Origin of the sequence: Bradyrhizobium sp. RD5-C2, from assembly GCF_019972155.1 — a bacterium.
In the GTDB taxonomy this organism is placed as follows: domain Bacteria; phylum Pseudomonadota; class Alphaproteobacteria; order Rhizobiales; family Xanthobacteraceae; genus Bradyrhizobium.
In genome coordinates this window covers 31695-45054 of the sequence record NZ_BOVL01000021.1, presented here as the reverse complement: position 1 = coordinate 45054, position 13360 = coordinate 31695, and the positions used below count along the sequence as shown (strand labels likewise).

The window sequence follows — 13360 nt, the reverse complement described above, 5'->3', positions numbered from 1 at the left end:
GCATGTCACCGCATGTTGGGCTCAGGCCGAAGCGATTCCTGTGCAGTGAATGCCGAGGTTCGGTGCGATGAATTCTTGCGCATGGGGCGCCTGCTCAGTCGAGGCGTGTAAGCCAGACAGAGCATGAAGAAGAAGGCGCCAATGAAGCCGATATTGAAGTTGTCCGGCTCGAACCACTGGATCAACAGGGATGTAACTATCACCAAGCCGCACAACAGAGTTCGGAACTCTTGAACTCTCACGCCGTACCAAACCAAGTAGACGCCTCGTCCCGCGATAACGATCAGCAGCAGGCCGCCGAGGATGAGACCGAAATCCATGAAGTAAGACAGAATACCACTGTGAACAGCGTGCAGCCCGTATCGACTTGACCTGAATCCGTAGCCGAAGAAAACATACTCATCGACAGCATTGAAGAAGACGTTCCATGAGTCGGTCCGCCCGGTGAAACCTGAAAGCACCCCACGATCCGGATCAAACAGCGCCAGGTCGCCTGTGATCTTGTCGATGAACCGATCCATATTAAAGAACAGCGGCAATGCGAACAACATCACGGGTAGAGTGATCATTCCGACTGCAAGCAGACGGACGCTCAAGATCTGTTGAGCGCGACTGAAAAGTGATCGATGGTGCGCAAAGGCCAGATAGCCCAGATAAAAAACGAGCATGCCGATCATGACGGTGCGCGCACTAACCATGTAGGCTGCCGCGAAACATGCTGCAAATACCGGAAAGCTGACGCGCCGCACCAGTATCGAATGAAGTATTAGGGCCACGTAGGCATAGCGAGCGTAGTGGTTGGGGTGAATCAGGCCGACCCAGCGATAGTCATGAAAGCCCTGCACAGCAGCAGCGGCGGAAAGCGAAGCCGCCAGCGCCAGAAAGCCCATGGCGAGTGCGTTGTCGACATCCTGTGGCGAAGCCTGCCAAAAGCAGAGGCAGAGAATGAATGCTCCCACGGTCACGGCATACTGAACGATTTGCGCTGAAGATTGGAGGTACTCGGCCTCGACAATGGATGCCAAGACGATCAATCCCGAGTAGAACAGAAGAAACATCAAGAAGGGTAGGGTACGATAAATCGCGGCATACGCGCCGTGACGAGCGAATACGAGCAGACCTAACAGCAGAGCAGGCACAGCGATAATCAGGCTGCTCTCACCCACGTCTGACTGGGAGATGATGCCGCTTCTCAATTCCATGAGTTGAGCCGGCGTTCCTTTGATGCCGGGATAGCAGATTGCGAGCACGTAGAAGGTAAAGCCGAGCCCAGCCGCGTTGAATGCGCCCCCCTTCGCGAGGTTGCGAAGAATTGCGAGATTCTCTGTGACGAAGACCGGTAGTCTCATCGCGGGCCGGCCCCGGCGGGGGCAGTCTTGAGGAAAAGAAAGTCCGCCTGCACCGGGCCATGCTGCGGATCAACATACTGATTATATACACCTCCCAGCCGAAATCCATGTGCCTCCGTCCAGCGCGAGATATCGCCGAACAGCGGTTGGCCTTCATAGAGATGGATAAACGAGCACTCGATATACAGCGCCTCGAATTGGTTAATGAGATCGGCAGATCCCTCCAGGACGTCCAATTCACCGCCCTGAACGTCCACCTTCAGGAGCGCCGGCCCCCGGATGGCGCCCGCTTCCAGACAGTCCGACAGCCGGCGAACGGCAATCTCATCCATTCGCGCGGTCTGTTCCCCGAATATTTCGCGTTGGGCGGATCCCGGTTTCAGGAGCGACGAAGAATCGTCCTTGCTCGTGACGTAGATCTTGGCCGGCCCGGACGTCGGGCCGATGGCGCAGGGAAACAGCCGAACCCTGTCATCCCTGCCGAGAGCCTCGGTGAAGCGGGCGGCCGGCTCCGATAGGGGCTCGAAGGAATAGATCTGCGCCTGCGGAAACAGCCGCCGCGCCATCACTGCGAACTGCCCCCTGTTCGCGCCGACATCCACGACCGTCTGAAAGGAAAGGCGCGACAGAGCCTCCCTGTGCTCGATGGCGGGAGCTATCCGCATGCTCAATAGCCGCCATAGTGACGGGCGAAGCGCGCAAAACACGCCTTTCTGGATGGTGATCAATTGCATTTTGCGAAATTCCTCTTCCTCAGGCACACGACCCGGAACTCAACCGTACGCCTGTCGATATCGCTCGGACGTTGCCTGGCCGTCGAAGGTTGCCCGGCTGTAGCGAAGGGCTCCCTCACTCATCGCGGACCACTCCTCCGGCCCCATTGCGTGAAGCGCCTCGAGTTTCTCGACAAAGGATTCCGGTTCCGAAAGCGGCAGCGCCCAGCCCGCGTTGCTCGCCGCGACGTCCGTCCAGGGGCTTTTGTCGCTGATCAGCACCGGCAGCCCGAGCGTCAATGCCTCCACGATCGAATGACCGAAATTCTCCCCCAGCGTCGGATGCAGCAGGACGTCATAATCCGCCAGCTGCGCGAACAGTTCGTCCTTGGGCAGGTTTCCCTTGAACGTCACATCGCACCGTCCGGTCCCGGCTCGGGCCATCTCGACGCATTGTTGCGCATAAGAACTGTCATCAACCTCGCCGAAGATATCGAGCGAGGACGCGACGGTGAGGCGGCGCACGACGTCGAGCGCAAAGGTGACGTTCTTCTGCACCGTCACCCGGCCGACCATCGCCATCCTGAGCTGTCCCGGCGGCTTTTCTTTCTTGGTCGGTCGAGGCGCTCCGCTCTCGACGAATTGCGAAACCATCAGCACCTCCTGGCGGCGGAGGTGGTTGCGGCGGATATCGTGCTCTTCCGCGGGAGACCCCGCGAGGTGAACGACCCCGCGATAGAGGCCGGTCAAATCGGCCAGGCGGCAAAACAGCCGCTTCTTCAGGGCGGACGCGGACATGATCACATCCATGAAGATACCGTGCGGCGTGTGGAAGACGCGCTTGCCTCTCAGAAATCCCAGGCGCTTCAGGATGAGCGTTGGAATCGCAACCAGCGGATCGAAGGCGCACTGAATGTCGACGACGTCGAAGTCCTCCCTGACGCGGTCGAAGAGAATGCGCAAGCCGGCAGGGCCCCTCGGAATATACTCGACTGTGGCAGCCCCCATCCGTTCGCGATGAACGGGCGTTTTGAACATGGCGGCGCCACTGGTGAAATCGTGGTTGAGGGTCAAAAGGTGAAACTCATAATCGTCCGACATGTTGTGCATCAGGTTACGGATCGCGGTGGCGGGGCCGAGATGTGACAACGACGGAAAAAAGGACCGATAGACGATCAGAACACGCTTCTTATTCATTTGGACTCGGACAGCGTTGCAAAGCGATCCCCCGGCAGCTGTGCTCCAGCTCGATCCGGGACACGCAATGGAATGTGCTCCGTCAAGCCATGGCGATCGAGCTCGGACGAGATGAGCGCGAGGGTCTCGTCGAGTTGTGACGGCGCAATCCAGTTGCGCAAACGTTCGAGAAGCTGAAGGCTGCCTCGGTACACGACCGCACTGTTGTTCCGGACCTCGGCAGTGGGAATATCGCCGTCAAAGGCCGTGATGGACCCGGCACCCATGAACTTGTTTCCCTCGATCAGATTTCGTTCGGGTCGGAGAAGGTCCGAATGCTTGTAGCCGGCGATTTCGGGATAGCGGCTCGTCCAGCGCTTACTATCGACGGGCAAGCTATACAAATTCCTGACGCTGAGCCCGCCCGGAACGTGCATATGATCGTTGCGCCATACCTGCCACCAGGATGCATATCCCAATGCGGCCGCCCAAATCGACGGCGAACTTAGGATAAAGAGATTTGACAGTAAATTGTTATCCTTACCGCCGTTCATCAGTATCCCGTACGGGACGCCCACGATGACGTTGTCGGTGACGAGATTCCCGCTGGAAAACTCGTCGAGATAAATTCCCCGAGCATCGTTGAAGTATTGTCCGCCCGTTCCGAGCAGGACGTTTCGGCGAATAAGAGTGCCCTGGCTGGTGAAGTCGCGTGCGCTGTAGATGAATCCCGAATCGCCCGCTTCGGCAACAAGCTGAGCCAGGACATTGTCTTCGATGACATGATCGTTCCCGGAATAGATGATTCCGGACTGCGGTCCGTTGAAGATGACGCTTCGACGTACGCTCATCCCGACCCCATCCAGTTGCACCGCCGGAGCAAAGGTACGGTAAATCTGGGAGAAGTCCTGGATACTGCTGTCTTCGATCGAAATACGCCCCGGTGTCAGGCTGGCGCGGTCACCTCCAGACAGCCACGCCCCGCGCCTGCCGACGGCGCGAATGCTCGCATGATCGATCCGGGAGTCGCTGGAGTTCGCGTAGGCAATTCCATCGGCGCCCGCCAGCTGGACGATAACGTTCGAAAAATTGATCGCCACGCTGTCGCGCACGGTCACGGCGGTCTCGATCGCGAGTTCGAAGACGACGTCTCGGACGGTCAAATTATGAAAGCCGGAAATCGCCAGCAGGGTATCGAGCACCGGCACCTCGAGGGTCTCGATCGGCTCCTCGGAGCAGAAGTTCAGCGTTCTCGCCGAGGCGTCATAGAAAAACGAGTTACATTGGGCAAAGGTCGCCAGATTGTAGAAAGACACCCTCTCGGGAGGCTTGCCGTCTGCTCTCAACCGGCTTCGATCCGTCAGCACGCCACTTGAATTGACGGCAAGGGCCCGTGCGTTCACGAAGAGATAGGAATCGGTGAGGTATCCGCCGATCCAGAGATCGGAGGAGCGGCGCACCCCGTCCGGCAGATCGGCGAACGCCATGGTCGCCGTGTTGCTCCGCGGATCGCCGGCGATCTCGATCACCGGCACGAAGCCGCTGGTGGGCCACCTTGTGGATCGCAGCAGCGTCTTGCCGTTGGCTCGAATCATCAGCTGCCTCGGCGATATCGTCGAGAGCTTCCTCAGCAGCTTCTGCGCCGTTTCTCCGGGCAAATCGGAAAACGGCAATGTGTACTCGTATCGTCCGTCTCTGGAGCGCGACAGCTTGAGATGGTTCTGTACGAAGGTCGCTCCTGATATCCTGGTGCCGCCGGGCGCGCCGCGGATGATGATGCTGGAGCCCGCGGGCGGCTCGGGACCGGAAATGGCAAGAGGCTGACTCAAGATCTGGACTTCGGCGGGCAGGTTGATCCTGTACGTCACCGGCGCGGTGCGCTCTTTTCCATCCTTCCGCACGAATTCAATTGCCTCAGCGAGCGAGGCGGCCTTGACCGTCCGTTCCTGGCCGGGAACGCTCGTGGGAGTGCCCTCAACGTTGATGGAAACGTCGTCCGCTCTGCATGCGCTCGTCAGGACTGCCAGCAGCAACGCGAGGCAAGGCTTCGCGAGCCCAGCAACGAGAGGGGACCGGCCCGACGGCATTACGGCAGAATTCATTTCTGACACTCGAATCGAAGGTGTAAGACTTGCCGAGCCTACCAGAGCCGGCATCCAGTAATTTCATCCTTGGAGGAGGTCAATTGTCCCACCGGAAGCCGGGCCGAATCTGCCTTGCACTTTGCGTGGCTGCGCAGCTTCTCGCCATTGCGAATGCACAGGCGCAGATGCAGCGATCCGGTGTTGGAGCCACGCTTGGCGTAGCCCCACCGCCAGCCGACGATATCTCATCCCGTCGGCACCGCAGCCCGACCGGAGCCGTCTGCCTCAGGCTCAGCGCGGCATCTCGCTCCTTTCCCAACAACGACCGTCTGTTCAATCATTGGATCTATGCAGAGAACATCTGCGGCGATCGTGTTAGGGTCCAGGTATGCTACTATGGCACGCGAAACTGCATCGACATGGATATTGGAGGCCACGAGCGGAAAGAAGCCATCCTTGGGACCCTACCAGCGACTAAGGATTTTCGGTATGAGTATTCGGAGCGCTTCTAGATTTCGGAACGCTTCCAGATGACGACTCTGGACAGGAAAATTGAGGGGGAATTTCAGATGCTGAAGTCGATCGTCGCCGCGGCCCTGCTGACGATGTCTGCGGGCGCGGCCATTGCAGCCGATTACTCCATTATACCGCAGCGCGTAGCTCCGCGCCGCGCGGCGGTCGATGTATGCCACGTTGAGCGCTGCGGCCCCCGCGGCTGCCGGGTCGTCAATCTCTGCCGCTGTCCGGATCGTTATGCCTGCTACGGGCTCTACGACGCATACCGGCCCTATGGCGGCACGGCTTTCCTCAGCGTCTATACCGAATACTGATCTGTTCGGCCTTGTCTGGGATGGGAGCCCGGCTCCCCTCCCGTCAGGCTTTGCACAATCGCCGTCGGCCTGCCGGAGCGAAGACACCTCACCACGCGTTGCGGTAGGTCTTGCCCGAGAACAGGGTCAGCAAGATGATCTTGAGATCAAGCAGCAGCGACCAATTGTCGATGTAGTAGAGATCGTGCTCGATCCGGTTCTGCATCTTCTCGAGCGTATTGGTCTCGCCCCTCAATCCGTTGACCTGAGCCCATCCCGTCAGTCCCGGCTTGACCGTATGCCGCCGATCGAAGCTGTCGATGCGCGGAGTGAAGAGCTCGTTGTGCGTGATCGCGTGCGGCCGCGGGCCAACGACGGACATGTCACCCCGAAGAATGTTCCAGAGTTGCGGCAGTTCATCGATCCCGGTCTTGCGGAAGATGCGGCCGATCCTGGTTACGCGCGAATCGCCCTTCGATGCTTGTCGAAATTCGGCGCTATCGGACACGTACATTGTTCTGAATTTGAGAACGCGGATTGCTTCGTTGTTATAGCCGTGGCGGATCTGGACGAAGAGAACCGGTCCCCTCGAATCGAGCTTCACGGCCAGTGCCGAGAGCAGCAGCAGGGGAGACAACACAATCAGCCCCGCGGCCGCCGCCAGGATATCAAATGCCCGCTTGACGACGAGGTCAAAGACGGACAGCGGTCGGCGCGACATGGTGAAGGTGGCGAGGCCGCCGATGTCGGCCGTCTGCGCGTTCGCCCAGAAGATGTCCCTATGCGTCGGCACCGCGTAAACGTCGGCGGGGATCTGCCTCAGGAGCGACAGCAGCATCCCGACGCTTCCGTCCTCCTGCTTTCGATCGACGAGCAGGATGATGCTATCGGGTTGCAGAATCCGACACCGTTCGACCAGACTTGCGCCGGTCGCGCGATCGAAATGAGCCGGCTCGCCGGACGCGGCGTCCCAGCCGAGCGGGCAGGCAAGAACTTCCAGACCTCCGCCCGACTTCCGCAACTGGCTTGCACAAGCATCGCAATCGTCGTTGCGCCCGACGAGCACCACGCGCTGCCTCTGAAGCAGTCCCTCCTCAGCGGCATTCTGGAATGTGCGATAGGCCGCCAGCCGGACCAACCCGACCGCCGTCAAGCAGCTGACAAACTGCAAGATCAAGGTGCCGCGGGAGTAAACGTCCGAGAGCTTGAAAACAAACAGAAGTGAGGTCAGGAGAACGAACGTGGTGGCCGCGGCTCCGATTCCTGCGGAAGCGAACCGGATCTCCCGTTGCTTCTCCAGATGCAGGAATTGACCAGCCATTGCGGCAATGCAGACCTCCGCTGCCCCGATGAAGCAGGATGCCAGCAGATAGACCTTCACGCGTAAGCCGGGAGTCGATGCGAGTACGTGGTACACCCAAGCCGATGCGAAAGCGGTCATCGCAACGCAGGTGAACTCGACAATGCCTATCAAAACAAAAGCGAGACCCGCGCGCGCCGGCAGCGAGGCTGTCATGGAACGCCAGAGGGCGTTCTGCTTGGGCTCTGGGCAGCTATGGGGGAGGAGGGCGCCCCTCTCGACAATATTCGTCACTGAAAACAACCACAAAATACGTAATGGTAGTAAGAATTTGGTAACCTTACCGTATCTGTACTTGCTCGAAAAGCCGATTTCGAGGGCAGCCGCTGATCAATTTTTTCGCCGCGGCGTTGAACTTTTCGTACGTCAGACATACGCCGCGCTCGGCATTCGGTGCCCGATGGAGGGCTGCCTCAGGCTTTTTTTTCGAAGATGAACCAAGGCTTGCCTGACGAAGGTGTACCAAGACTGGACGGATGTTAAGATGACCATCGTCACGTTGCTCGCTGGTGTGATCGGCCTTTGCTGATCGGCAACGCCCGCTGCCACCAGCTAGCCTTGCTGCCCGCGCACGCCGTAATCCTGGTCACGGATACCGCGCTTGCGATTCTGGTGGACCTTGGGGTCTGGACGGCGCTCCAGATGGTCGCGTTAACCATAATAAGTTTGCGGCCAGGCTATTTCGCTTCCGTTCCGGAAGGGCTCGCCTGGCACAATGCCCTTCGCGTCAAAGCGATCACCCTCGGCTCGCCCCGCCCGAATTTCTGATATTGGTGGCGGGCTGGCAGCCCTCTCGAATACGCCTGTCGGTACCTCCACAACCGCTGGTCACATTGGTGCATCGCGACTATGCAGGCTCAGCCCGGTCAACCGCTGCCGTCTGGCTTCCTCACTTCCCCACAGCTGCGCTTCTACGCGGTCGGAGACATCCACGGACGGCTGGATCTGCTTGAGAAGGTTAACGCCAGGATCGAGACCGACTTGAAGAGAAGGCCCTGTTGGCGCTCTGTCCGGGTGTTCCTGGGCGACCATGTCGATCGTGGTCCGCATTCGCGGGAGGTGTTGGACTACCTGATGGCACTCGAGGGGACCTGCGATACCGTCTTCATCTTGGGCAACCACGAAACGATCCTGACGGATTTCATCCAGGATCCGACGGTCCTGCCGACATGGCTTTCCGTCGGCGGCCTGGAGACCCTGATATCCTATGGCATCCGCCCACCGCGCAACCCGAGCCCGGCCGACCAGTCGCGGCTGGCGGCAGAGTTCGCCGAAGCGCTGCCCGTCTCACACCTGAATTTCATTCGAAACTTGAGACCCTGCTTCGCTTTCGATGACGTGTTCTTTGTGCATGCAGGGGTTCGACCCGGCGTACCGCTGAGCAAGCAATCGCTGACGGATCTGTGCTGGATACGCGACGATTTTCTGCTGCATGACGGGTTGTTCGAGCGGCTCGTCATCCATGGACACACCCCGGTCCGCACCCCCGAAATTCGACCGAACCGTATCAACATCGATACCGGCGCCTACGCCACGGGGCAGCTGACCTGTATGTGGATCGAAGGCGGCCGGATGGGCTTTCTCTGAGCAGAGAGTCTCATTCCGCGCAGACAACATGCCGCGATCACGGAGCGATGCCCGGTAGCTCGGGTTCTTCGGAGCCTGAATGCGGACAATGAGTTTCGTGAACCGCGGTGAAAGCGCTAGTCAGTGCTGACGGCATTCGGAAACGAAGGTTCCGTTCGCCGCCGTTAGCCGTTCCAGGCAATGGCGCGGATCCTTGACGTCGCCGCCAACGATAAAATCATAAAGCTGTCCCTTGACGACCAGGCCATAACGGCCTGGAGACAGAGCGGCCCCGCCACTTTCCGGCTGAATCTCGTACATCTCGGCATTCTCTTTGATCGGCGAGACGCGATAGGGAAATGAAATGTTCCGAATGTACCACCCTTCGTCGGCTGTCGTGATCGGCTTGCCGACCGCGTCGTAGGAAATGGAGTGGGCGACCTTCGCAATGATCCGGATTTCGGCGCGCTCCGGAATATTCAAGGCCGCCTCACGCCGATAGACGATGAACTTGAGATTACCGTCGCGAAGAACGGGCTGCTTGGTGATTCCCATTGTCGGCGAAATCGCGACCCGCGCGTCCTGGGCCTTGTTCGGCAATGGATTCAATTCGAAAAGCTTGTTCTCGCTCAATGCATAGACGCCAAAATCCGAGGGCAACAGCCGCGAGGGCTTCGCTGGCTCGGCCACGGCGACAGCGTCTGGAGGCTTGGGGGGAGCCACAGTGGCAGTCTTGTTGAGCTGTGACCTTCCGATGTGCGCGATATCGTCGCGGTAGACGACCGCAAGCAAGCCGCCGATCATGGGCACGAGGACGGCCAGTACCACACCGATCACTGCAAGGGACCCGGTTCGCGCTTTGCGCCTGGAAGCAGAACGGCCAAGTGCGTGAGGCTCGGGGTCGGACCATATCGTTTGGGTGGCGTCCTTCGCGTACACCATCGCGGAGTCCGAAATCGCCAAGGGCAAAGGCGCCGCGCCCAGAGGAACCGGCAGCTGCTTGTCATTATTCCTCGAAAAGCTCTCGACGCCATGGATGGCCGCTTCCAGCGCCTTCCTGGCCTTCGCCTCCTCGTCGGCAGGCATCCCTGTAGAAAGCAGCTGTTCGCTCAGCTTGTACCGCGCCAGGTCGTAAACCGTCTGGCGCAAACTATCCTGATCGGTACTGACCGACGTGATGATCCGAGACAGGACCAGCGCAAACTCAACTTCAGGCATAGGAGCGTCGCCGGCCTGCCCAGATACCTGCTCGAGATCGCGCTTATTCATGCAAGCCGTTTCTATCTGCCCGGACGTGTTGCCCCTTGGCGGGATCGTGGATCTTCCCGCCATATCCCACACTCCGGGACCAGACATCTAGGGGCGGATCGTGGCCTTCCTGCAACCCGGGCCGCTTCCTAGACGATGAAATGAAATTCCTGCCAGGCGCTCCAGATCATACCGTCGTTGGCGCGAACCCAGAGGTCGTCAGATACGGTGCCGCCATCGAAAGTCGTGCTGGCGAGTTGCGCCGCGCTGACGTTGATTGCGGTGTTGACCGGCTGCGCCGTCCCGCCGATGCTCCAATGGCCGCTGCTTGCCGACGGCGTCGAATCCCAGACTTGATATTGGGGGATGCTGTCCCCGTCGGCATCCGTGACCGAGAACAGGCTCGATGCGGCCACGCTCTGGTTGGCGGTCGCGTGGAAGTCGGATGCCGAGACGACCGGAGCATGGTCGATCGGTGCGTTGACGTGAAATTCCTTCCACGGCCCCCAGGCGAAGCCGTCGTAAGCCCTCGCCCAGAGATCGTCTGAACCGGAGCCGCTCTGAAAGCTCGTGTTCGAGAGCTGGGCAGCAGTCACATCGATTGCGACATTGGTGCCCTGAGCTACTCCGGCGACCACCCAGTGCCCGCTGTCGGGATCAGACGTTGAATCCCACAGCTGATAGTTCGTGATGGTGTCTCCATCCGCGTCGGCGGTCGAGAACAGCGCAGAGGCCGCGATATCCTGGCCGTGGTTCGCTGAAAAGTCGGCGGCCGACACGATCGGAAGATTGTCGGCCGGCGCGTTGACGTGAAACTCCTTCCAGCTGCTCCACATCAAGCCATCGAAGGCGCGCACCCAGAGATCGTCGGAGCCCGAACCGCTCTGGAACGATGTGCTGGCTAATTGGGCCGCGCTCACATCGATGCTCTGGCCCGCGGGCTGTGTCACGCCGGCCACAACAAAATGCCCGCTGGCAGGATCGGCGGTCGAGTCCCAGAACTGATAGTTGGCGATCGTATCGTTGTCGGCATCGCTGACCGTGAACAGGCTCGAGGCGGCGATGTCCTGGCCGTGCGTTGCGGTTACGTCCGACGCGCTCACCACGGGCGCGTGGTCGATCGGCGCGTTGACGTGGAATTCCTTCCAGGCTCCCCATGTCGTGCCGTCATTGGCTCGCACCCACAGATCATCCGAGCCGGAGCCCGACTGAAACGAGGTGCTCGCCAATTGAGCAGGCGTAACATCGATGGCGATGTTAGTGGCCTGCGCCACTCCGCCGACCACCCAGTGACCGCTGGCTGGATCGCTCGTTGAATCCCAAACCTGGTAGGCGGTGATCGTGTCGCCATCGGCGTCGCTCACGCTGAAGAGGCTGGATGCGGCGATATCCTGGCCGTGGGTTGCGGACACGTCGGTCGCGCTGACCACCGGCGCATGATCCGGACCCGGGGTGGCCGTGAACGGCACCCATGCTCCCCACAGCGTGCCATCGTAAGCCCTGACCCAGAGCTGGTCCGGAGCCGAGCCAAATTGGTAGCTCGTGTGGGCAAGCTGCGCAGGAGTGAGGTCGATTTCGGCATTGGTGGCCTGAACGGCACCATTCACCACCCATGCGCCGTTGCCGTTGCTGTCCCACAGTGCGTATTGGGTGATCGTATCGTTGTCGGCATCGCTGACCGTGAACAGGCTCGAAGCCGCGACCGACGTTTGCCCGTGGGCTGCCGTGAAGCTGGAAGCAGAAGCAACGGGAGCGTGATCCAGACCTGGCGTGGCCGTGAACGGGACCCATGCTCCCCAGAGATATCCATCATAGGCCCGCACCCAGAGCGTGTCCGGCGCCGCACCGAATAGATAGCTCACTTGCGGAAGGTTGGCGGCCGAGACGTCGATCTCGGCGTTGGTGGCTTGGGCTACACCGTTGATCGCCCAGTGCCCGTGGCCCTCGGTGTCCCAGAATGCATATTGGGTGATGGTGTCGCCATCCGCGTCACTCGCGGAGAACAGCGAGGATTCAGCCACCGAGAGCTGCCCATGCGAACCGGTCACGTTGGCTGCCGTGACCACGGGTGCATGATCAGCCGGCGAAATCACGAAGGATTTCCAGTCGCTCCAAAAATAGCCGTCGAAGGCTCTCACCCACAGCGTGTCCGAACCAGGTCCAGCCTGGTAACTCGCTTGGGCCAGTTGCGACGCGCTGATGTCGATCTCGGTGTTGGTGCCCTGGACTGTTCCTCCCACCGTCCAGTGACCGTTGCCGTTGGTGTCCCAGAAGGAATATTCGGTGATGGAATCGCCCGCGGCCATGTTCACCGAGAACAACGATGAGGCCGCATAGACCTGATTTCGGGCGGCGGACTGATCGCTGGCGGTAACGACCGGTGTCGTCCGGATGCTGTATCCGAGGTCCTTCAGAACTCCGATGTCGAGGTTGGAGATCGCGTACTGGTAATTGGGGTAGAAAACGATCCCGTTCATCAGGTCCAGCGTGAGCGGGTCCTTGACGGTCGACGGGGTGGCGTAGAGGTCGGATTGCTGGTTGCCGAAATGGTAATAGTTCTGGGTCGTGCTGTCTGTGGTCAGGGGCACCGGGCCGCCGTAGGCGGCCTCGGCATTGGCGCCGACAAAGTAGGCGCCGGTTGCGGTCTTTTGAATCAGGTTGTCGAACGTGGATTCGTAGGCGCCGGCCAACTGTCCGCTCTGGCTGTACCAGCCCGTCATGCCGAAGCCGTGCATGAGCTCGTGCAGAAAAACGTTGATCGGATTGATCACGTTCCCAGGCACCTGACTGGACCAGCTCAGGCCATAGTCGAGGTCGATGTACTGGAAGTAGCCGGGATCGATGTTGATGGTGATGTCGCTTGTCGTTCCAGGGACGTGCTGCCCCGTGGTCAGCTCGTACTGGCTTGACGGCTCATACACCGCGAGCCCGCCATTCGTGCCCACCAAGTAGCTGGAGGTGGGCCCGCCGTCGGCACGGCCGACGGAGGTGGGCAGGATGTTGAGTGACACCACCATGGTGCCAACGCCCAGGATATATCGCTGCCAAATATTGA

The 13360-nt window shown here is 59.9% G+C and carries 10 protein-coding genes; 3 read left to right on the top strand and 7 right to left on the bottom strand.

Going from position 1 to position 13360, the window contains the following annotated elements:
• Positions 1-5: 5 nt before the first annotated feature.
• The 4 genes from BraRD5C2_RS27495 to BraRD5C2_RS27480 are packed head-to-tail and all read right to left on the bottom strand — an operon-like array spanning position 6 to position 5340.
• Positions 6-1349, bottom strand: coding sequence for a hypothetical protein (locus BraRD5C2_RS27495; RefSeq protein ID WP_223974070.1), 1344 nt, complete (start codon positions 1347-1349; stop codon positions 6-8).
• Positions 1346-2083 (bottom strand): FkbM family methyltransferase, encoded by a 738-nt coding sequence (locus BraRD5C2_RS27490; RefSeq protein WP_223974068.1) that lies wholly within the window; start codon positions 2081-2083, stop codon positions 1346-1348. The genes BraRD5C2_RS27495 and BraRD5C2_RS27490 overlap by 4 nt, the downstream gene beginning before the upstream one ends.
• A gap of 39 nt (positions 2084-2122) precedes the next feature.
• Complete coding sequence (locus BraRD5C2_RS27485; RefSeq protein WP_223974066.1) at positions 2123-3259, bottom strand: glycosyltransferase family 4 protein; 1137 nt, start codon at positions 3257-3259, stop codon at positions 2123-2125.
• On the bottom strand, positions 3256-5340 hold the full coding sequence (locus BraRD5C2_RS27480; RefSeq protein ID WP_223974064.1) for a right-handed parallel beta-helix repeat-containing protein: 2085 nt from the start codon (positions 5338-5340) through the stop codon (positions 3256-3258). Before BraRD5C2_RS27480 ends, BraRD5C2_RS27485 begins: the two co-directional genes overlap by 4 nt.
• A gap of 551 nt (positions 5341-5891) precedes the next feature.
• Between BraRD5C2_RS27480 and BraRD5C2_RS27475 the strand changes: the two genes are divergently transcribed.
• Positions 5892-6152 (top strand): hypothetical protein, encoded by a 261-nt coding sequence (locus tag BraRD5C2_RS27475; protein WP_223974062.1) that lies wholly within the window; start codon positions 5892-5894, stop codon positions 6150-6152.
• 88 nt (positions 6153-6240) lie between these two features.
• On the opposite strand, the gene BraRD5C2_RS27470 is transcribed toward BraRD5C2_RS27475, so the two are convergent.
• On the bottom strand, positions 6241-7647 hold the full coding sequence (locus BraRD5C2_RS27470; protein WP_223974057.1) for an exopolysaccharide biosynthesis polyprenyl glycosylphosphotransferase: 1407 nt from the start codon (positions 7645-7647) through the stop codon (positions 6241-6243).
• Positions 7648-8013: 366 nt separating this feature from the next.
• On the opposite strand from BraRD5C2_RS27470, the gene BraRD5C2_RS27465 reads away from it, so the two are divergent.
• Positions 8014-8259: a hypothetical protein gene (locus BraRD5C2_RS27465; protein WP_223974055.1), complete on the top strand. Its 246-nt coding sequence runs from the start codon at positions 8014-8016 to the stop codon at positions 8257-8259.
• Between the two features lie 81 nt (positions 8260-8340).
• The gene (locus BraRD5C2_RS27460; protein ID WP_223974054.1) at positions 8341-9078 is read left to right on the top strand and encodes a metallophosphoesterase family protein; all 738 of its coding nucleotides are present in this window, start codon (positions 8341-8343) and stop codon (positions 9076-9078) included.
• Between the two features lie 120 nt (positions 9079-9198).
• Here the strand turns inward: BraRD5C2_RS27460 and BraRD5C2_RS27455 are convergent, their stop codons facing one another.
• Together BraRD5C2_RS27455 and BraRD5C2_RS27450 are read right to left on the bottom strand one after the other, a co-directional pair.
• Positions 9199-10326 carry a hypothetical protein gene (locus BraRD5C2_RS27455; RefSeq protein WP_223974053.1) on the bottom strand — a complete coding sequence of 376 codons (1128 nt, stop codon included), beginning with the start codon at positions 10324-10326 and terminating at the stop codon, positions 9199-9201.
• Between the two features lie 128 nt (positions 10327-10454).
• Positions 10455-13322, bottom strand: coding sequence for a hypothetical protein (locus BraRD5C2_RS27450; RefSeq protein WP_223974052.1), 2868 nt, complete (start codon positions 13320-13322; stop codon positions 10455-10457).
• Between the last annotated feature and the right edge of the window lie 38 nt (positions 13323-13360).